This is a genomic window from Parasphingomonas halimpatiens, from assembly GCF_036663795.1.
In the GTDB taxonomy this organism is placed as follows: domain Bacteria; phylum Pseudomonadota; class Alphaproteobacteria; order Sphingomonadales; family Sphingomonadaceae; genus Sphingomonas.
Window position 1 is genome coordinate 183106 of the sequence record NZ_JAXOJP010000002.1, and the last position, 20691, is coordinate 203796.

The 20691-nt window shown below is 65.4% G+C and carries 19 protein-coding genes; 6 read left to right on the forward strand and 13 right to left on the reverse strand.

The genetic code is table 11. The features are described from left to right. A complete protein-coding gene (locus tag U1839_RS03300; protein WP_332802249.1) occupies window positions 1–2121 on the forward strand; it encodes a hypothetical protein in 2121 nt (706 codons plus the stop codon). A 55-nt stretch (window positions 2122–2176) separates the two neighbouring features. On the opposite strand, the gene U1839_RS03305 is transcribed toward U1839_RS03300, so the two are convergent. From U1839_RS03305 to U1839_RS03320, 4 genes are all read right to left on the reverse strand, one after another. After that, on the reverse strand, window positions 2177–3157 hold the full coding sequence (locus U1839_RS03305) for an alpha-ketoacid dehydrogenase subunit beta (protein ID WP_332802359.1): 981 nt from the start codon (window positions 3155–3157) through the stop codon (window positions 2177–2179). 5 nt (window positions 3158–3162) lie between these two features. After that, a complete protein-coding gene (locus tag U1839_RS03310; protein WP_332802250.1) occupies window positions 3163–4158 on the reverse strand; it encodes a thiamine pyrophosphate-dependent dehydrogenase E1 component subunit alpha in 996 nt (331 codons plus the stop codon). 204 nt (window positions 4159–4362) lie between these two features. After that, a complete protein-coding gene (locus U1839_RS03315; protein ID WP_332802251.1) occupies window positions 4363–4809 on the reverse strand; it encodes a PaaI family thioesterase in 447 nt (148 codons plus the stop codon). Next, complete coding sequence (locus U1839_RS03320) at window positions 4806–6476, reverse strand: FAD-dependent oxidoreductase (protein WP_332802252.1); 1671 nt, start codon at window positions 6474–6476, stop codon at window positions 4806–4808. The genes U1839_RS03315 and U1839_RS03320 overlap by 4 nt, the downstream gene beginning before the upstream one ends. Before the next feature lie 124 nt (window positions 6477–6600). Between U1839_RS03320 and U1839_RS03325 the strand changes: the two genes are divergently transcribed. After that, window positions 6601–7395 (forward strand): enoyl-CoA hydratase/isomerase family protein, encoded by a 795-nt coding sequence (locus U1839_RS03325; protein ID WP_332802253.1) that lies wholly within the window; start codon window positions 6601–6603, stop codon window positions 7393–7395. Here the strand turns inward: U1839_RS03325 and U1839_RS03330 are convergent. The 8 genes from U1839_RS03330 to U1839_RS03365 form a co-directional block, all read right to left on the reverse strand. Further along, window positions 7382–8323, reverse strand: a complete 942-nt coding sequence (locus tag U1839_RS03330; RefSeq protein ID WP_332802254.1) for an alpha/beta hydrolase — start codon at window positions 8321–8323, stop codon at window positions 7382–7384. The genes U1839_RS03325 and U1839_RS03330 overlap by 14 nt on opposite strands. 12 nt (window positions 8324–8335) lie before the next feature. Beyond that, a complete protein-coding gene (locus U1839_RS03335; protein WP_332802255.1) occupies window positions 8336–9439 on the reverse strand; it encodes a Gfo/Idh/MocA family protein in 1104 nt (367 codons plus the stop codon). 4 nt (window positions 9440–9443) lie between these two features. Further along, window positions 9444–9674: a biotin/lipoyl-containing protein gene (locus U1839_RS03340; protein WP_332802256.1), complete on the reverse strand. Its 231-nt coding sequence runs from the start codon at window positions 9672–9674 to the stop codon at window positions 9444–9446. A 114-nt stretch (window positions 9675–9788) separates the two neighbouring features. After that, a complete protein-coding gene (locus U1839_RS03345) occupies window positions 9789–10445 on the reverse strand; it encodes a carboxymuconolactone decarboxylase family protein (protein ID WP_332802257.1) in 657 nt (218 codons plus the stop codon). Window positions 10446–10480: 35 nt separating this feature from the next. Next, window positions 10481–11308, reverse strand: coding sequence for an acid phosphatase (locus tag U1839_RS03350; protein ID WP_332802258.1), 828 nt, complete (start codon window positions 11306–11308; stop codon window positions 10481–10483). A 16-nt stretch (window positions 11309–11324) separates the two neighbouring features. Beyond that, window positions 11325–12662, reverse strand: coding sequence for a spinster family MFS transporter (locus tag U1839_RS03355; protein WP_332802259.1), 1338 nt, complete (start codon window positions 12660–12662; stop codon window positions 11325–11327). Window positions 12663–12721: 59 nt separating this feature from the next. Beyond that, on the reverse strand, window positions 12722–13477 hold the full coding sequence (locus U1839_RS03360) for an SDR family oxidoreductase (RefSeq protein WP_332802260.1): 756 nt from the start codon (window positions 13475–13477) through the stop codon (window positions 12722–12724). A 32-nt stretch (window positions 13478–13509) separates the two neighbouring features. Then, complete coding sequence (locus U1839_RS03365) at window positions 13510–15180, reverse strand: MFS transporter (RefSeq protein ID WP_332802261.1); 1671 nt, start codon at window positions 15178–15180, stop codon at window positions 13510–13512. A gap of 184 nt (window positions 15181–15364) precedes the next feature. On the opposite strand from U1839_RS03365, the gene U1839_RS03370 reads away from it, so the two are divergent. Together U1839_RS03370 and U1839_RS03375 are read left to right on the forward strand one after the other, a co-directional pair. After that, a complete protein-coding gene (locus U1839_RS03370) occupies window positions 15365–16621 on the forward strand; it encodes an acetyl-CoA C-acetyltransferase (RefSeq protein ID WP_332802262.1) in 1257 nt (418 codons plus the stop codon). A 73-nt stretch (window positions 16622–16694) separates the two neighbouring features. After that, complete coding sequence (locus U1839_RS03375) at window positions 16695–17093, forward strand: MarR family winged helix-turn-helix transcriptional regulator (RefSeq protein ID WP_332802263.1); 399 nt, start codon at window positions 16695–16697, stop codon at window positions 17091–17093. A gap of 57 nt (window positions 17094–17150) precedes the next feature. Here U1839_RS03375 and U1839_RS03380 read toward each other — a convergent pair whose 3' ends face one another. Next, window positions 17151–17939, reverse strand: coding sequence for an SDR family oxidoreductase (locus U1839_RS03380; RefSeq protein WP_332802264.1), 789 nt, complete (start codon window positions 17937–17939; stop codon window positions 17151–17153). A gap of 207 nt (window positions 17940–18146) precedes the next feature. Here U1839_RS03380 and U1839_RS03385 point away from each other — a divergent pair, with 207 nt between their 5' ends. Together U1839_RS03385 and U1839_RS03390 are read left to right on the forward strand one after the other, a co-directional pair. Continuing rightward, window positions 18147–19373 carry a CaiB/BaiF CoA transferase family protein gene (locus tag U1839_RS03385; protein ID WP_332802265.1) on the forward strand — a complete coding sequence of 409 codons (1227 nt, stop codon included), beginning with the start codon at window positions 18147–18149 and terminating at the stop codon, window positions 19371–19373. A gap of 371 nt (window positions 19374–19744) precedes the next feature. Then, window positions 19745–20659, forward strand: coding sequence for a helix-turn-helix domain-containing protein (locus U1839_RS03390; RefSeq protein ID WP_332802266.1), 915 nt, complete (start codon window positions 19745–19747; stop codon window positions 20657–20659). Window positions 20660–20691 lie beyond the last annotated feature (32 nt).

Consider the following 20691-nt stretch of genomic DNA (forward strand, 5'->3'; position numbering starts at 1 on the left):
ATGAGAATTCTGACGATGGCATGTTGCCTGGCCACGACCGCGCTTGTCGCGACGATGCCGTCCATGGCCCAGCAACAACCGGCAGCCGCACCGGGCGCCGAGGACGCCATGTTCCGCGAGCCCTATATCGATGTCGACGAATGGCGCGATGCCCCGGTGCGCCACCGCTATGTCCATGGCGGCTTCAAGGGCACCGATACACGCTTCTCCTTCTATTTCCCCGACAAGGCGCGCTATCGCGGCGACTTCTTCCAGCACTTTACACCCGTGCCCGATGATGAGAATCTCGCACAGAAAATGCCCATGGGCGAAGAGAACCAGATCGGATTTTCGATCGCCTCAGGTGCCTATTTCGTCGAAACCAATGGCGGCGGACGCGACCTGGTCGGCAAGCCGGGCAGCGCGGTCGATTTCACTATTGCCGCCTATCGCGCCAATGCCGCGGCGGCGCGCTATTCGCGTGTCGTCGCGCTGGCGATGTACGGCGGCAAGCGTCCTTTTGGCTATGCCTATGGCGGCAGCGGCGGCGCCTTCCGCACGATCGGCTCGATTGAGAATACGCAAGGCGTGTGGGATGGCGTCGTGCCCTACGTCCTCGGCTCGCCGATGGCGCCGCCCAACATGTTCACGGTGCGGCTGCGTGCGATGCGCATCCTCAACGACAAATTCCCGCAGATCCTCGACGCGGTCGAGCCGGGCGGCAGCGGCGATCCCTATGCGGGGCTCAGCGCCGAGCAGGCATCGGTGCTGCGCGAAGTGACCAAGATGGGTTTCCCGACGCCGTCATGGTTCGGATATCGGACGATGGGCATCCACGGCTTTGCCGCGCTCTATGGCGGGATGCTGCAGGCGGATCCCAAATATTTCACCGATTTCTGGACCAAGCCCGGCTATCTCGGCTTCGACGATCCCAAGTCGTTCGACGGCTATCGAATGCAGCATGATGCCGCCGTCACGGCGCCGATCACCGCGCTGGAAGCCGCGCGGCTCAAGCTCGACACGCGGGTCACCAACGGCACCGCCAATGTCGACAACGCGTTCGAAGCGCTGAACGGCGCGGCCGGGCAACGTGTGGTCGCTTTCCGCCTCTCCAGTGTGCCGCCCAAGGTCTTCTTCCTCGGCGGCGACCTGATCGTGAATTCCGGCGCGGCCTCGGACCAGCGGCTGACCGTCGCGCGGATCGTCGGCGACGTGGTCGTGCTCGGCGTGGTCGATGACGCGGTGGCGGCCAGGATCAAGGCCGGTGACGGCGTGCGGGTCGACAATTCCAACTTCCTCGCCGCCGAGACCTATCACTGGCACCAGGTACCGCCGGCCGATGCGGGCTATCCCGAATGGAACCAGTTCCGCGGGAGCGACGGCAAGCCGCTCTACCCGCAGCGCGCCTTCCTGCTCGGGCCGCTATTCACCGCGGCAACCACGGGCAGACCGTTCGGCCAGCCGCCGATGATCGGCAAGTTCAAGGGCAAGATGATCCTGGTCGAGAACCTGTGGGATCGCGAGGCGATGCCATGGCAGGGCGATTGGTACCGTCGTCGTGTCGAGGCAAATCTGGGCGCCGCTACCGATGCGAACTTCCGCATCTGGTACACCGACCACGCGCTTCACGGCGACAGCGCCCGGCAGGAAGATCCGACCCGCACCGTCAGCTATCTCGGCGTGCTGCAACAGGCGTTGCGTGATCTGTCACTATGGGTGGAAAAGGGCGTCGCACCGCCGGCGAGCACGGCCTACAAAATCGACAATGGCCAGGTCATCGTCCCCGCCACCGCCGCAGCGCGCAGGGGCATCCAGCCGGTTGTGACCGTCATGGCCAACGGCCATGCCAGGGCGGTGGCCAAGCCAGGCCAGTCGGTGACCTTCACCGCGATCATCGCCGCACCGCCGGGCACGGGCCGGATCGTCTCGGCGGAATGGGATTTCGACGGTCGCGGCACGTTCCCGGTGAAAGCGCAGCTCGCGGCGCCCAAGGTCCGCCTGACGCTGACCCAAAGCTATCGCTTTACCAAGGCCGACACCTATTTCCCGGCCCTGCGCGTCGCCTCGCAACGAAGCGGCGATGTCAAAACGCCTTACGCCCGCATCCAGAATCTGGGACGCGTACGGGTCGTCGTACGATGAGACGCGATAGCTGATGTTCGGGAGAGGCGAGCGCGCTCGCCTCTCCCCCGTCCCTTCACCCCATCAACGCCTTGACCGTCGCCACGACCGTTTCGGGCGACACGAGGAACGCGTCCTCGAGCGGCTTGGAGAAGGGCACCGGCGAATACGGCCCGCCGAGCCGGCGCACCGGCGCCTTCAACTGGCCGAACAGTTCCTCGTTGATGGTCGCGGCGATTTCGGCACCTGGTCCGAAATTGCGCACCGCTTCATGTGCGATCACCACCCGGCCGGTCTTGGCGGCCGAGGCGAGCACGGTTTCCCTGTCCCAGGGCGAGATCGTGCGAAGGTCGATCAGCTCGGCCGAGATGCCCGCCTCGGCGATACCCGCCAGCGCCATCTGGCAACGCAGCATCATCGTCGAATAGCTGATGATCGTGACGTCGGTGCCTTCCTGCACGACGCGCGCCTTGCCCAGCGGGATCGGCCCCTGGTCGACCGCGACCTCGCCCGGCACGAACAGCGTGCCGCCGGTCTCGACGAACAGGCACGGGTCGGGATCCTGGATGCACGACAACAGCAGGCCCTTGTAGTCCGCCGGGTTCGAAGGGCACACGACCTTGATGCCCGCAGCATGGGCGAACCAGCCTTCGAGATGGTCGGCGTGTTGGCCCGCGGTCTGCCAGCCGGCGCCGGTCAAGGTGCGGATCACCATCGGCACGCTGGTCTGCCCGCCCGACATGAAGCGCAACTTGGCGGCATGGTTGAAGATCATGTCCATCGCGACGGTGGTGAAGTTCATCAGCATGATCTCGGCGACCGGCTTGTAGCCGTTGATCGCCGCGCCGATCGCCGCACCGATGATCGCCTGTTCCGAGATCGGCGTCGTGCAGACGCGGTGATCGCCGAATTTTGTCGAAAGCCCACGCATCGTGCCGGTCACGCCGCCGCCTTCGCGGTCGGCGATGTCTTCGCCCAGCACGAGCACCTTGGGATCGGCTTCCATCGCCTCGAACATCGCGGCGTTGATGGCCTGCAGGCCGTTCATTTTGACCATCTCGCTCACGCGGGGATCTCCTCGGCAAAGATGTCGCGACGCAGTTCGTCGGCCGACGGATAGGGGCTGGCCATGCCGAATTCCTGGGCGTCCAGAATCTCGGCCTCGATATCGGCCTGCAGCTTGGCGAGCTGCTCCTCGCTCGCATGGCCCTGTTCGATCAGCCTGGCGCGGAATTTGGGCAGCGGATCGTCCGCCATCGCCGCGGCCTTTTCTTCCTTGGTCATGTAGAAATCGTCGTCGCCAAGGACATGGCCCATGAACCGGTAGGTGATGCATTCGAGCAGGGTCGGCCCCTCCCCGTCGCGCGCGCGCGTGATGGCCGTATGTGCCGCGGCGTACATCGCCTCGGGGTCGTTGCCATCGACGGTATAGCCCGGCATGCCGTAACCGGCCGCGCGCTTGGATATCTGGTCGACCGAGGTCGCGTTCTCATAGCGGGTGTGCTCGGCGAAGCCGTTATTGGCGCAGACGAAGACCACCGGCAGCTTCCACACCGAGGCCAGGTTCAGGCTCTCATGGAACGCGCCGATGTTCGACGCGCCGTCGCCGAAATAGGCGATCGCTACGCGCTTGCTGCCGTCGAGCTTTGCCGCCCAGGCCAAGCCGTTGGCGATCGGCATGGACGAACCGACCACGCCGGTCGTCACCATCACGCCGCTCTCGGGATGGGTCAGGTGCATCGGGCCGCCCTTGCCCTTGCAGGTGCCGTCGACCCGGCCGGCGATCTCGGCCCATAACGGGCGCAGCGGCATATCCTTGGCGACCATGTCCTGGATGCCGCGGTAGATCGTGCAGATCTGGTCGTCCTTTTGGAGCAATGCCGAAATCGCCGACGGGATCACTTCCTGACCGCGCGCCGAATAATAGGGCATGGTCAACCGCCCGAGGCGGACGGCCTTGCGGATCGCATCGTCGTTGCGCTCGATCCGGAGCATCCGCCGATAGATATCAACCAGCGTGTCGGCGCTCGGCACCGGACTGTTGCTGAGGTCTGCCATGGGTTTCCCGCCTCGAAAATGAATACCCCGATCTCTTCGGTCGGGGCCGATGCGAGGTCAACCACGCCCCGGCGATATGTGCCGGGCGGGCGCTCGGCACGCGCTTCCCAGGCTCGAAAACGCCGCTGTTGGCGCCTCCACCCGACCCAATCCGCTACTGACAAAATTACCCCGTCGCACCCTGTATAATTATGTCAGGGGTCGTCAGCGGATCGCGGCCAGCTTCTCCGGCCCGAGCAGCTTCCAGATGCCATCCGCCGCGGCAACGGTACGGTCGCCTGTCATGATCAACCCGCGCATGAAAACGACTTGCGACGTGCGGCGCACGAGCTCGGGCCGGCAGGTGAGGAAGCTTCCGATCGGCGCGGTGGCGGCGAACTGCATCTGGAGCTGCAGCGTCACGCAGTCCCGGGTGTCGGCGGCGTCGACCACGCCCATGCCGAGCGCGATGTCGGCAAAGGTGGTCAATACGCCACCATGAATCGTCCCGACATAGCCGTTGCCATGCCGCTCTTGCCCCAGTAGCCCGACGATGCGCTGGCCGCTCTCGTGGCGCACCCAGTAAGGCCCCGCGGCCTCGTGGAAATGGGTGCCCGACAGCAATGTCCAACCGTCCGCTTCAAGCTGCGCGGCATCGAACCCGGTAGTCATAGCTGGTTATCAAGCCCCGCCGCGTGCTTGGCGGCAACGTAGCCGAAGGTCAGCGAGGGACCGATGCTCGCCCCGGCACCCGGATACACGCCGCCCATCACCGACGCGGTCGACACGCCCGTCGCGTAGAGCCCCGCGATCGGCGCGCCATGGGCGTTCACGACCCGGCCGTGGACGTCGGTGACCACGCCGCCATAGGTGCTGACATCGCCTGGCACGACCGGGACCGCATAGAAGGGGCCCCTCTCGATCGTGCCCAGGGCCCGGATCGGCGCGTGATAAGGGTCACCCAGCCACTGGTCATAGACGCGCTCGCCGCGATGAAAATCTTCGTCGCGACCGTTGCGGACAAAGCCGTTCCAACGCTCGACCGTCGCCTTCAAGGTCGCCGCGTCGACGCCGATACTCGCCGCCAGAGCCTCGATCGTATCACCGCTGTGGAGATACCCCGCGTCCCAGCCTTGCGGTACCTTCTTGTCGATCCATTTGCCGGCGACCTGATACTGTTCGACATATTGCCGATCGAGGATCGCCCAGCTGGGAACGGCGGGAACCGACTTGTTCCGCTCCAGCATGGTCTGGCAATAAAGTTCGTAGGAACCGCCCTCGTTCATGTAGCGCACGCCCGATCGATCGACGAGGATCGCATGGGGCTTACCGGTCAGGCTCTGCGCCGGCGGGCTGATATAGGCGTCCTCCCAACCGGGCGACAGCGTGGTCTGATATCCGACCATCTGGTCCATCTGCGCGAGCACTCCGCCGACCCGCGCCATCTCCTGGAACAGGTCGCCCGTGTCGCCCTCGTTGGTCTGCGACCATGCCGCCTGCGTACCCGGCATATATTCGTCACGCATCGCCTGATTTTGCGCAAAACCACCGGCGTTGACGAGCACGCCCAGCTTCGCGCCGATCCGCCGCGGAGCGCCGTCGATCATCGCGATCACGCCCGACACCGCGCCGTCCTCCACCACCAGCTCCGACACCGGTGCCTCGGTGCGGAACTCGACCCCGGCAGCGACCGCCACCTTGAGCATGCGCCCCTGCAATGCCGCGCCGGCGGTGACGAAATGCTTGCCGGTCAGCCGCGTCCAGATCGTCTTGAAGATGAGGTTGCGTTGCACCTTCTTGAGGGCCGGATCCTTGCGGACATAAGCAAGCTTCATCCCGTCATCGAGCCGCACGGGCACTTCGAGGAATCCCTTGCGCAGCTTCTTCGCCCACGGTCCGAGCTCCTTCTTGTCGAAAGGCTTGGCCACGACGGTCCGGCTGGTCTTGCAGCCGCCCGGAAGCTCGTCATAATAATCCGGCCAGAATTTCGACCCGCGTTCCAGCTCGACACCCTGGTCGACGAGAAAATCGATCATGCGATACGCCTGATTGGCGTAGGCCAGTCGCTTTTCGTGCCCCGAGCCAGGCAGATCGGCGCACGCCGCATCGAGATAGGTGATGCCCGCCTCGACGCTGTCCTGCTCGCCATCGGCCTTGAGGAAGCGATTGTTGGGGACCCAGATGACGCCGCCGGACTTGGCCGTCGTACCGCCGATGAACGCCGATTTCTCGAGGATCAGAACCGACTTTCCCGCTTTGCGCATGACCAGGGCCGAGGCCATCGATCCTGCCCCGCTGCCGACCACCACCCAGTCAAACGTCTCGTCGAACGCGCTCATCAAATCTCTCCTCGGCGCGAAATAGACCTGCGGTGTGGGCGTCGTACAAGAGCTATCGCCGGGGCGGCGTTCTCATATCGCCCCCGCGTGGTATGCGCTTTCCAAGCACAAGGAGACGCTCCCGATGGACCTGCCCGAGTTCAAGACCATTCTGCTCGAACGCCGTGGTCGCCTGCTGGCAGTGACGCTGAACCGCCCCGAGGCGCTGAATGCGGTGAACCTGGACCTGCATGATGAACTGCCCGGCGCGCTCGCCTTCGCGGGTGCCGATGCGGGGTCGGACGTGGTGCTGCTGACCGGCAGCGGCAAGGCGTTTTCGGCCGGCGGCGACATCGCGCATATGGAGCATAACGCCGCCAACCCGCAGCTGTTCGACCATGAGGCGCGGCAGGCCAAGCGCATCGTCTTCGCGTTGCTCGATATCGAAAAGCCGGTGGTGTGCCGCATGAACGGCCATGCCATCGGGCTCGGTGCCAGTATCGCACTGCTGTGCGACGTGATCTTCGCGTCGGAAGGCGCGAAGATCGGTGATCCCCATGTCGGCATCGGCCTGGTCGCGGGCGATGGCGGTGCGGTCATCTGGGCGCAGCGCATCGGGCTGACCCGCGCGAAGGAATATCTGCTGACCGGCGATCCGCTGACCGCACGACAGGCCGCGGATATCGGCCTGATCAACCATTGCCTGCCCGCCGACCAGCTCGACGATGCGGTCGATGCCTTTTGCCATCGCCTGCTTGACGGCGCGACCAATGCGATCCGCTGGACCAAGGTCCTGACCAACATGGAGCTGAAGCGCATTGCCGGCGCGGTGATGGAGGCGGGGATCGCCTATGAATCGCTCAGCGTGCGCAGCGCCGACCACCGCGAGGGCATTGCGGCGTTGAAGGAGCGGCGCAAGCCGAGCTTCACCGGGCGCTGAGCATCGCCTTCGCAAGGCCGAGAAAAGCATCGACATCCGCCTGTGCGGACGGGATCGCGCGGCGGTAGCCGGCAAAGCCGTGGATCGTACCGACCGCTTCGTGGAACACCGTCGGCACTCCGGAAAGCGCGGTCGCGGACGCATAGGCCCGGCCTTCGTCACGCAACGGATCGAGCGCCGCCGTGACGACCACCGTCGGCGGCATGCCGTGCTGATCGGCGAGCAGCGGCGAGTTGCGCTGGTGGCTCTTGTCGGCGGCATAATGCTGGTCGAACAACGCCATGTCGGCACCATCCAGCCCATAGCCGACCGAAAAGGCGGTGCCCGAGGGATAGGTGCGGCTATGGTCCACCGCCGGATAGATCGCCAGTTGCAGGATCACCGGCAGCGCCGCCGGCGCGTCGCGCAGCGCCAGCGCGGTGACGATCGCCAGATTGCCGCCCGCGCTATCGCCGCACAGGATCAGGCCGGTAAAGTCGCGCGCGAACGCGGCGCCGTTTTCCGCGATCCAGCGCGCCGCCGCCTCCCCGTCATCGGGCGCCGCTGGCCAGGGGTTTTCAGGCGCGAGACGATATTCGACCGACACCACGGGCAGGTCGAGTTGCCGCGCAATCTCCGCCGCCAGTCCGGCGTGTGAATCGATGCTCCCCGCGGCATAGCCACCGCCGTGATAGAAGATGACGACGGGCCCCGCATGACGCTCGGCCCGCGGATCGAACAGCCGCAGTGCGATATCGCCGCCCGGCCCGGGCATCACGAGGTCACGAATCTCGCCCAGATCGCCGACCGGCTTGTCCGCCGACATTTCCGGCGTCATCTTCAGACCCCGGATCGAGGCGAGGAATTCGGCAGTGAAGGCGGGCCGTGGATTGGCCGCCATCATGTCGAGAAAGGCGCGAACGTCGGGCCGGACATAGGGTTCGGTCATGGCAGAAGCTCCTCAGATAATCTGGGCGATAGTGATCCAGCGGCGCTCGGCACTCGACTGGCGGATCGCCTCCTGAATGCGCTCGACCTCGAGCGCGCGGGCGAAATCGGGCGACGGTGGTGGGCCACCGTGGATCGCCTCCACCATGCGCTGCATCGACAGCGCCATGGGAAAGCTCGGTTGGGGATCGCTCTGCCAGTCCAGCGCAATGCCGGGCGCGTGGTTGAATTCGTCGGCAACCGCGATCGGCGCGAGACCGCCGCCGAGCTGCCCGCCATGCAGCGTGCAATCGCGCGACGTCGGGAAGGTCGGCGACGCGGCGACCAGCCGCCCCTTGTCGCCGAACACATCGATCGACCAGCCGTCGTGCAGCGTCATGCTCCAGCTGATCTGCATCTGCAGCGTCAGCCCGTTTTCAAAGCGCAGGATGACATTGGCGAAGTCGGTCGTCGCGGGGTTGAGGCGGTCGCCATCCTCGAACACCCATTCGCGCAGTATCTGGCTGTCGTCCGCGACGAGTTCGGCCACCGGACCGAACAGGTGCAGCAGCATGTAGAGCGCATGGCTGCCATTGTTGCGCACGGCGTTCACGCCCTGCCCGGCCTGGCCGAACCAGTTATAGGGGAAGCTTTTCGACGGGCGGTTGAACAGCGAAATGTTGAAATGGCAGGTGCCGCCGAGCGGACGCCCGAGATAGCCTTGCTCGACCATCGCACTCATCTGACGATGCGCAGGAATCCACTGCGAGAAGGCATCGACCACGCCAACGCTGCCGGCCGCGCGCCACGCCGCGTCGATCTCCAGCGCGCCCTGCCAGTCGGGGGCGTGCGGGCTGGCATTGTAGACATGCTTGCCATGAGCCAGGGCCGCCAGCACCATCGCCTTGCGCAGCGACGGGCGCGTGCCGCAATCGACGATGTCGATCTCCGGGTCCGCGCACATCGCGGCGGCATCCCAGAACGGTCGCGCGATGCCCAGCCGGTCGGCCGCAGCGCGGGCCGTGTCCTCATGCGCGGTGCAGATCGCGGTCACTTCGACGCCGGGGATGGCACGCCAGGCGGGCAAATGCGCGAACGCGCCCCAGCCCGCGCTGATGATCCCGACGCGCAACGTCATGTCGCTATTCGATGCGACCGAGCACGGTCCCGACTTCGTAGGTCTCGCCGACTTCCGCGATGATCCGCAGCGTACCGGATGCCGGCGCTTCGACCTCGTTGGTCGATTTGTCCGCCTCAAGTAGGTACAGCGGATCGCCTTCGCTCACTTCCGCGCCATCGGCGACGAGCCATTCGGCGATCTGGGCCTCGGTCATCGAAAAGCCGAGCTTGGGAAGCAGGATGTCGGTAGCCATGATCTCTTGTCCTCGACTGGCGCGGATGGTTCAGCCCGATGCGTAGCGCCCGCGCCGGGCCGGACAATCGGGAAAAGCGGATGGCGCCGCCCGATATCGTCGGCACGATACCCCTCAATAGCCGCGTGTGTCGGTCCAGTTCTCTGCTTCGCCCGGCTTGTAGGACTTGCCCGGGATATTGCCTGATCTGGTCCTCAGGTCGAAGCCGATCCGGTCCGCCCCGCCCTCGATCTCGACACCGAAAGACGAAAGCGCCCAGCTGGTCATGACATAATGTCCGATCGAGAAGACCAGATCCATCAGCTGCTGTTTGTTCAGAAAGCCGCTGAGCGCATTCCATGTCGCGTCGCTGAGCGTGCCGTTGTCGATCAATTCGCTGACGGAGCCTAGGATGATGGTATCCTCGGCGGTCCACTCGCCGCCTTCGGGAAAGGTGCGGATGGCAGCGATCTGTTCGAGCGTCAGGCCGGCATTGAGACCGTAGCCGACATGGTTGTGCCATTCATAGGCCGACTTCACGAGCCAGGCCACGCGCAGGATGATCAGCTCCAGCTGGTGCGTCGACAGCGTGTTCGACATCAACAGATGCTTGCCCCAGACGTTGAATGCCTTTCCCAGGTCCGGGTGGTTGCCCATGACCATGATGACGTTGGTCTTGGACCCTTCCTCCCACGAATTGGGCTCGCCCCAGAAGGCGAAGACTTCGCGCGCGTCGTCCGTCCATTCGGCGCGCGGCAAAGGATGGATACGTGGTACAATGTCATCACTCATGGTGGCGTGAACTCCAGTAAGACTTTCGAGCGGGTTTAGCGGACGAGAGCAAGCGCGCCTGCCTCCGCCTCGCACCCGTGCGGCAGGGCATGAACGGTCCGCAATTCCGCGCGGGCCGTGTCCAGATCGGCAAGGAAGGCAGGATCGGCATTGAGCCGCGCGACCGTCATTGCCGCCGTCACGCGCCCTTCTTCGACATCGCTCAGCCAATGGACGTTGCAGACACGGCGGCTGTCGCCGAAAGCGCGCCCGCGGGCGACCAGCGCCGCCGCGCGATCGGGCAGCAATTGGGCGAGGATCAGCGCCCAGCCATAACCGATCGCGCTGTGACCCGACGGATAGGAGCCGTCCTTGCGCAACAATGGCTCCCAATCGGGTGTGCAGGTGGCTTCGCCATTGACCATGAAGGGCCGCGGGCGCTTGTAGCTGCGCTTGATCGCTGAACCCGACAGCGCGAGATCGGTCATCGTCCGGTGCAGCAGCGCGTCGAGCCTGGGCGTCGTTGCCGGGCCGATATCGACCTGTGCAGCACAGGACAGAGCGCCAGTGATGCGCGGGCCGAACACGTCGGCGTCCGCCGTCGCGAGTACCCAACGGGGCGTTGCCCGCAGCGTCAGCGCCGCACGCGATGCCTCCACATCGCGCGCTTCCGCCGCGGAGCCCGGCGCAGGCGGCGGTGGCGCGATGACCAGGCTATCGGCGGTCGGCAGGGTAAGATAGCCTTTGGCCAGCGCATGTGCCGGCGCTTGCGCCATCGGCGCTGCCTGCTGCGCCAGCACCGCGACGCCGGCGAGAACGGCAACCAAGGCCGCAATCGCCAGCTTCGCTTCGCGCCATCGCGCCATGCTGATCAACCGAACCACGCATCCGCTCCTGTCATCAATGCGCCAGCGCGCCGCGGGCCGGCGCCCCGCCCCAGCCACCGGCGGCCGCAAAGTCATGCCGGCAGGTGCGGCTCGCCATCCATGCCAGGATGGTGCTCGGGACACCGGCCAGCAACACCCAGCGCATCGCCATGCCGAGCGACGCCTCGCCATAATAAGGATGCAGCACATCGCTCAGCCATCCGACGAACGCCGGCCCGCCGCCCAGCCCGACGACCTGGATCGTTACCATCAGCAACGCGACCGCGGTGCCGCGCGACCGCGGCGGGGCAAGCCCGGTGATCATCGCCATTAATGGCGATGCCGACAGACCACCGCTCAACAGCGTCAGCCCGAACAGCGGAAATACCGATGCGCTCGGGCCGGTCAGGATGAACCAGCCGATCGAAGCGGACACCGCGCCGCCCAGCATGATGATCCAGGGATACCAGCGCAGGTCTCGCCGGCCGAGGAAATCCGCCAGTGGTCCGCCGAGCGTATGGCCGACCGCCGACCCGACCAGCAATGCGAGGCCAAGCTGCAGTCCGGCGACGTTCGCCGGGACGCCGTGCGACCGTTCCATGAACGCCGCTGCCCAACTGACCAGGCCGAGCGTGAGCAGCGCGTTCAGTGCCGCGGCGACGATCAGCGGCGGCAATGTCTTGATGGCGAGCAATTCGCGAATTGTCGGCCAGAACGGCAGCGCGACGCCCTTTGTCGCAGCAATGCCATCGGCCAGGCCCGGGCGTGGATCGCGCAGCGTGAACCACACCAGCGGAGCCAGGATGAAGCCGGGGATGCTCGCGCACAGCAACGCGGTACGCCAGCCATATACATGCGTTGCCCAGCCGCCCAGCGCGGGGCCGAGGAAGGTGCCGATCGAGGTCCCCAGCAGGAAGATCGACAGTGCGGTACCACGCTGCTTGATCGGGAACAGGTCGGCGATCCACGACTGTGACGGCGGCGTGAAAGCCCCCTCGCCCAGCCCGATCCCGGCGCGACCGATCAGCAACATCCAGAAGCCCTTGGCCGTACCGCACAGCAAGACGGCGCTGCTCCAGATGACGGCGGAGATCGCGACGATCTTGCGCTTCGAGCCGCGGTCAGCGAGCCGGCCGACGGGAATGACGGCAAGCAGATAGACGACGGTGATCGCCAGATCCTTGATCATCGAGATCGAGAAGTCGCTGAGGTTGAATTCGCGGCGGATCGGCTCGACCATGACGACCAGCATGTAGCGCTCGCCAATCTCCGACGCGGACAGGAGCAGCATCATGAGCAGAAAATAGGATCGATACCCGAGGCCAGGGAGCGATTCGGGCGGCTCGGGCGGCGTCGGCTCCGGATCGGTCAATGCGCTGTTCCTCACCTTTGGGTCGCACGCTTGTTGCGCGCTGTCCGATCATCGCCGCTTCACATCGCAGCAGTGTCGATGGTCGGCCGTATCAGTATCTGCGACACGTTCACACGCGGCGGAAGCGAGGCGATGAAAACGATCGCGCTCGCGATGTCGCAGGGCAGCATGGCGCCGTCCTTGGCGACATGCTGGCTCATCGCCGCGCGCATCGCCGGGTCGCTGATCCCACTCGCCACCTCGGTTGCCGTCGCGCCCGGTTCGACGATGCTCACACGGATGCCGGCCCCGCCGACTTCCTGCCGCAGCCCCTCGGTAAAGCCGGTCAGCCCGAATTTGCTGGTCGAATAGGGGCCGAACAGGCCCGCCGCGCGGCGCCCTGCGGTCGAGGAGATGTTGATGATGTCGCCCGAACCCTGCGCCTTCATCGGGCCGATCGCTGCCTTGCAGGTATAGAGCGTACCCATGAGATTGATATCGATGACGCGGCGCCATTCGTCGGTCGACAGGCTCTCGACACCGCCCGATTGAATGACACCGGCGGAATTGACGAGAATGTCGATATGCCCGAATTGCGTCGCCGTTTCCTCGACCGCGCGCCGCGCCTCACGCTCGATCGAGACATCGCCGGGCAGCGCCAGGGCGATGCCTCCTGCGGACTCGATCCGCGCGACGAGATCGCGCAACCGATCGGCACGCCGCGCCGACAGTGCGACCGTCGCGCCCGCTTGGGCCAGGGCAAGCGCCGCCGCTTCCCCGATTCCGGACGACGCGCCGGTGACCAGCGCGACCTTGCCCGACAAGAGACCGACCATATCCTATCCTCTTCGATGCTCGTTGTGGCGGGCTATGGCCCGAGATAACCGATCGTGCCCTGCTGGGGATCGGGCGAATCGGCCCGCCAGCGCACCGATCCGAAGGGCCGTTCCAGCCGCCGGCGCACGCGTTTGATGACGCCAGCGATAATGAAGGAATCCGCTGCCGCCTGCGCGTCGAGATCGGCCTGGGTGAAGCGTTCGCGGGTGCGCAGATAGTCGCTCCAGGTCGGGAACTGGTATCGCTCGGTCCACAAATCGGGATCGGCGATATCGCGGGACAGCGACCAGTTGAACGCGCCGTTGCGCATGCGCGAGCGCTGCACCTTGCGCATCGCATCGTAAAACGGTCGCGCCAGATCGGCACCGACGCGGTAGTCGACCTCGATCACCACCGGACCGGAGCGCATCGTCAGCGCCATCGCGACTTCCGGCTCGTGATTGAGTTCGACCGCTTCCGCGCCGGTCAGTACGCTGTGCGGCAAGGGAAACAGGAACGCCAGCAAGGGCGTCGCGCACAGTGCCGCCGCCGACGCCAGCACCGCGACATCGACCGCCCATCTGCTCGCAACGACACCCCATACGACCGATCCGATCGCGATGCCGCCGGTCAGCGCGGACGAGAACAGCGACAGAGACCGCGCCGTCACCCAGCGCGGTGCGGCGAGTTGTACCGCGATGTTGAAGGAGGCGATGGTGATGATATTCGCCGCACCCGCGACGAACAGCCCGACACAGGTGAGCGGCACCGAACGGCTGAGCCCCACCAGCAACAGCGCAGCGCCCCCGACAAGCGCCGTCACGCGGCAGACCCTTTCGTTGCTCATGCGATGGCTGATCCAGCCGACCGCCAGCGCCCCGGTGACCGCGCCGACACCGCTCGACCCGAGCAGGAGGCCATAGATGCTGGCGTTGCCGCCCAGCATGTTCTTGGCGATCAACGGCGCCAGCGCGGAAGCCGAGGCACCCGCCAGCCCGAACATGAACGCGCGCACCAGGACGGTGCGAACAGACCCTGAATGCAGGGCATAACGGGCGCCCGTGATGATCGCGCGATCGATCCGCTCGGGCGGCAGCCGTGACGGCACGTGCCGCCGGTTCCAGAGATAGAAGGCAACGAGCAACGGCAGATAGCACAGGGCATTGATCGCAAACGCCGACTTCGCGCCGGCCGCCAGCACGATGAGCCCGCCCACCGCGGGCCCGAAACTGCGCGCAACATTGTAGCTGATGGAACCCAGCGCGATCGCCGCGGGGAGTTGCTGCGGCGGCACCTGTTCGCTGATCGAGGACTGCCAGGATGGGCTGTACAGCGCGACCCCCGCCCCGATCAGCGAACAGAAGGCGAGCAAGACCCAAGGCGTGGTGAGACCGAGCCAGGCGAGTGTCGTCAGCAGTGCGCCGCATGTGGCCGAGAAGGCCAGGCCGGTCATCGCGATACGCCGACGGTCGAACATATCAGCGACGGCGCCTGCCGGCACCGCGACCAGCATCAAAGGCAGCATCAACGCGGTCTGCACGAGCGCGACGAGGCTCGGTGATGAGGTCAGCCGCGTCATCTCCCATGCCGCCCCGACGCCAAGGATCAGCTGCCCGAAATTGGACAGCACGCTGGCCAGCCAGATGCGACGAAAAACCGTCTCGCGCAGCGGTTCAAACGCGCCGCCGCGCTGCGCCTGTTTCGTCCCGTCCGCCTTGTCCACGCGCGCTGCCCCCCCATGCTTGCCGTGGTGGTATCGGTGAAGCTGCCGAGTGGGAACCGCGCGGCCGCGCCATCGCAGCATAGATCGCCGTCACGATTGGCGAAGTCTGGCGCGGGCGATTTCCGTACGATATCCGTGACCGGAGAATGGGCTGTGCCATATTCAAAAGAAGAGGATCACGATCATGGCGGACGCCTATATCATCGACGCCGTTCGCACCCCGCGCGGGGTCGGCAAGGCCGGTAAGGGCGCACTTGCCGCGATGCATCCGCAGCACCTCGCCGCGACCGTGCTGGCGGCGCTCAAGGAGCGCAACCACCTCAAGACCGAGGATGTCGACGACATCATCTGGGGCACCAGCGCGCAGATAGGGCTGCAGGGCGGCGATATGGGCCGGATGGCGGCGCTCGACGCCGGCTATGATATCCGTGCCAGCGGCGTGACGCTCGACCGCTTCTGCGGTTCTGGCATCACCGCCACGAGCCTCGCAGCGGCGCAGATCATGTCCGGGATGGAAGATCTCGTCATCGCCGGCGGTACCGAGATGATGAGCCATGTCGTCGAATATGGCATGAAGTTGCGCGAGGCCAAGGTGAACGCGGCGAGCGGCCTCGGCACCGGCAATGCGCGCCTGCAGGAAAAGCATCCGCAGACCAATCAGGGCGTCGCTGCCGACGCGATCGCGGCGATGGAGGGCATCAGCCGCGCCGATCTCGAGGCGTTCGGGGTCGAGAGCCAGCGCCGCGCGGCGCAGGCGATCGCCGAGGGGCGTTTCAACCGGTCGACGATCACGGTCAGCGATGACGATGGCCAGGTCATCCTGGATCATGAAGAATATCCCCGCCCCGGCACCACCGCCGAGAGCCTGGCCGCGCTCAAGCCGGCGTTCGGGATGTTCTACGACATCCCGTCGAGCCAGGGCGGCCCCACGTTCAAGCAGCTGATCAACCAGCGTTATCCCGATCTCGACTTCGAACCCGTCCACCATGTCGGGACATCGTCGGGCGTGGTAGACGGCGCGGCGGCGATCCTGCTCGCCTCGAAGGACTATGCCGAAAAGCAGGGCTGGACGCCGCGGGCGCGGATCGTCGCCACCGCCAATGTCGGCGATGACCCGACCTTGATGCTCAACGGCCCCGTGCCGGCAGCGCGCAAGGTGCTGGCCAAGGCGGGATTGACCAAGGACGATATCGACGTGTTCGAGGTCAACGAGGCCTTTGCGGTCGTGGTGGAGAAGTTCATCCGCGACCTCGATCTCGATCGTGCCAAGGTCAACCCCAATGGCGGATCGATCGCGCTCGGCCATCCGATCGGCGCGACGGGCGCGGTGTTGATCGGGACGGCGCTGGACGAACTGGAACGCACCGGCGGCCGCTACGGGCTGATCACGATGTGCGCCGCCGGCGGCATGGCCCCTGCCATCATCATCGAGCGCCTTTGACTTGAAAGCCGATCCAACCCGGAAAACAGGCAAGGGCGGCACGATCGCCAGCAAACGCGCGATCTCGCAGAAAATGACGGTTACCGCGCGGCAGATGCACAAGCGCTTCGATCAGAGCGTGGCCGCGATCGGCATCACGCGGTCGCAATGGACGCTGGTCGTCGTCGTCTCGCGCCGCCCGGGCGTTACGCAACGCGAAGCGGCGGAGGTACTGGAAATGTCGCAGGCGGCGGTCGGTCGCCTGATCGACCGACTGTGCAATGACGGCCTGCTTTATCGCCAGCCCAAAGAGGATGACGGCCGCGCCTATTGCATTCACCTCACCGAGGCGGCGGGCGCGCTGCTGGAACGGATTTCGGGCGTTGCCGCCATTCACGAGGAAGCGATCTTCGCCGGCTTCGAGCCCGACGAACTTGTGCGGCTGGAATCCTATCTCGACAGGATCGCCGTCAATATTGCCGGCATGCGCTAGGGTAGATCGCCAATCGGCTTTAGCACGGCCCGCAGATTCCCCTCGTGATCGACCGCCTTATCGCGGCGGCATCCGGATCGCCCCGTCGAGCCGGATCGCCTGCCCGTTGAAATAGATGTTGCGCACCAGTTCCAACACCAGGCTGGCAAACTCGTCCGGTTTGCCTAGGCGCTTGGGAAAGGGAACGGACTGGTTCAGCCCCTCCCACATGGCGGGGTTCATGTCCTTGAAGCGCAGCATCGGCGGCGTGGCGAAGATGCCGGGCATGATTGCATTCACCCTTATACCGAGGTCCATCAAGTCGCGCGCCATCGGCAGGACCAGACCGTTCACCCCGGCCTTGCCCGAACCATAGCAGACCTGACCCACCTGGCCATCCTGCGCCGCCGCGCTCGAGGTCAGGATGATCGTGCCGCGTTCGCCATCCTCCAACGGATCGAGCGCCGCCATGCCGAGTGCTGCAATCGACGCCATCCGATAGCTCGCCACGAGGATTCCCTGTGCCGACAGCGCAAAATCCTCGGTCGAAAGGCGTTTGAACCCGCCCGTTGCCTTGTCCTTGCTCACCGTCTTGCCGCCCTTGGCGACCATTGCGCAGTGGATCAGGATGCGCTCCTGCCCGTTCACCGCGCGCGCCGCGTCGAACCCGGCGAGCGCGCTTTCTTCCGACATGATATCGACCTTGCAGAAGGTCGCACCGATATCGGCAGCGATCTGCTCCCCCGCCTCGGCAATGTCGAAGATCGCCACCTTCACGCCTGCCGCCACCAGCGCCTGTGCGGTGGCGAGGCCGAGACCCGATGCGCCGCCGGTGACGATGGCAGATAGCGACGAATCGATCTTCATGATTTCTCTCCCGGCACAGCCTGACATTCGGCTATCGGCACGCCCGCCAGCTTCAGCAACGTGGTCGCGCCGGATATCGCCGTGGCGTTGGCACCCGCCGGCGCATCGTGGCGGCGATGGCGGACGTGCCCCGCCTTGCCGCCGCCGCGCCAGCTTCTAGGTTTCGTGACGATTGCGTCGTCCTGTCCCGGCGCTTGGGGGTAAGCGATGACTCACGTGATGAAGGGTGTCCGCGTACTGGAAGTAGCCCAGTTCACCTTCGTGCCGGCGGCCGGTGGCATCCTGGCCGATTGGGGCGCCGACGTGATCAAGATTGAGCACCCGGTACGCGGCGACACGCAGCGCGGCTTCCTCAACATGGGCGGCGTGACGCTCGACCCGCAGCGCCATACCCTGTTCGAGCACCCCAATCGCGGCAAGCGCAGCGTCGGCATCGACGTCTCCACGCCCGAGGGGCAGGAAATTCTCTACGAGCTGGCCAAGACCTGCGACGTCTTCCTGACCAATTACCTTCCCCAGGTGCGCCAGAAGAACAAGTTCGACGTCGAGCACATCCGCGCGGTCAACCCCAACATCATCTATGCGCGCGGCAGTGCGCTGGGCAACAAGGGCCCGGAACGCGAGATTGGCGGGTTCGACGGCACCTGTTTCTGGTCGCGCAGCGGTGTCGCCTATTCGATGACCCCGGCCGAACTGGAGGGGCCCCTGACCCAGGGAATCCCGGCGTTCGGCGATTCGATCGGCGGCATGTTCATCGCCGGCGGGATCGCCGCGGCACTCTACAACCGCGAGAAGACCGGTGAAGGCGCCGAACTCGACGTGTCATTGCTCAGCACAGCATGGTGGGCCTCGGGGGCACTGGTCTCGCAGGTGATGGAGACCGGCATCGTCACACGCAATCCGATGCCGAGCTCGGGCGGATCGGTGCGCAATCCCTTCATGGGCAATTTCCGTACCTCCGACGGCGGCACGATCAACCTGTGCATGGTCAGCCCGACCGGCCTGATCGCCGATACCTTTGCGCATGTCGGCGTGCCCGAAGCGGCGAACGATCCGCGCTTCGCCGATGTGAAACTCCTGATCGAGAATGCCGGTGCGGCCAGCGACATCCTGGTCAAGGCGTTCGCCGCGCAGCCCTTCGCCTATTGGCGGCAGCATCTGAAGACGATGAAGGGTCAATGGGCGCCGATCCAGAGCTTCGAGGATTTGCTGACCGACGAACAGTCGATCGCCAACGACATGATCATCGAGGTCGAGGGCGGCGACGGCGGCGCGCCGCTCAGGCTGGTGCGCGGACCGGTGCAGTTCGACGGCAAGCCGGTCGAAACCACACGCTCGCCCCAGGCCTCGGAGCATACCGAACTGGTACTGATGGAGCTCGGCGTCGACTGGGACCGGATCGAAGAACTGAAGGCCAAGGGCGCGATCGCCTGATTCTCGCCTCATCCGAACGGGCGTTAGCGAACATCCACGAATTCGCTCTGATTTGAGCAGATTTTGCCGCGCCCGCTGCGCAAAAGGCGGGTGATTGACGCGCATCGTCCGTCGATTGCCCCGCTTTGGCGCATCGGGAAAAAATATTTTGGCTGCGAAATCGCGCGAATGCTGCATTGCAATAAATGAGAGGCGCACAGTTTTTTGCTGTGTCGCGCCTTTGCGTTACGGCCCGGCGGGGCATCCTCTCACCGACCCGGGAAGCCAAAAAATATCGCGCCGCACAAAAAACGGAGAGGCTCTCGGTTTTATTGACAAGCCGACGCGCCTAGTGAACAACTCTGTCTATTATAAAAGACAGGAGAGCGGACATGGTTTCATCGAACCCAACCGGATCGAACAAGGCGAAGATCGCCAAGCGCGTGATCGAGGTGCTCGAATACTTCGACGAATCGCATCCGCAGGCGACCGTGATGGACATTGTCCGCCGCTTCGATCGCCCGCAGTCGAGCACGTCGGAGCTGCTCTCCAGCCTGGTCGACGTCGGCCTGCTCTACAAGGACCCGCAGTCGCGCTCCTATTCGCCGACGCCGCGCGCCGCGATGCTCGGCTGCGCTGCCCAGCCGAGCGTGGTGCGCGACGGGCGCCTGACCGGGCTGATCGATCGTCTCGCCGCGCAGACCGGCCTCGCCGTCGCGGTGTTCGGCATGGTTGGCCTCAAGGTGCAGGTCTATACGTGGCGCGAAGGTCAGCGCCCGTTGCGCACGCCGAACCCGTTTGCGATCAGCGGCGGACAGAAGGAGCACCTGACCGACTCCGCCGCGGGCCGCCTGCTGCTCTCCACCATTCCCCAGGCACGTCGCGAAAGCATGCTGCGCCGCCTCAACGCAGAAGCCTGTGACGAGCGCAAATTCCCCTTCGCCGAGATGGCAGGCAAGCTGCAGCAATGCCATGTCGACGGCCAGATCGCAGGCGCGGCCGGCTTCGGTACCAATGCGCAAGTCGCGACGGTCCTATTCCCCGACCAGCCAGCTAGTCAGCCGCTCGCGATCGGCTTCGTTTACGATGCCAGCGAGCAGGTAGATCCGGCAGCATTGCTCGAGACGCTGAACGACGCGGTTGTCCGCTGCTTCTATGCAGAGAATGCGACGCCCGCGATCGTCCAGCCGCTCGCGGAATCGACCGGCCTGGCGTCAGCGGTGACTAGCCGCCGGCCGGAGTGGATGCCGACACCGATGATCGCCAACCGCCGTCCCGGGATGCCGGGCGAGCGAGCTTATGGCTGAGCGCTAAAAGGCAGTGAAATGCGAAGGGTCCG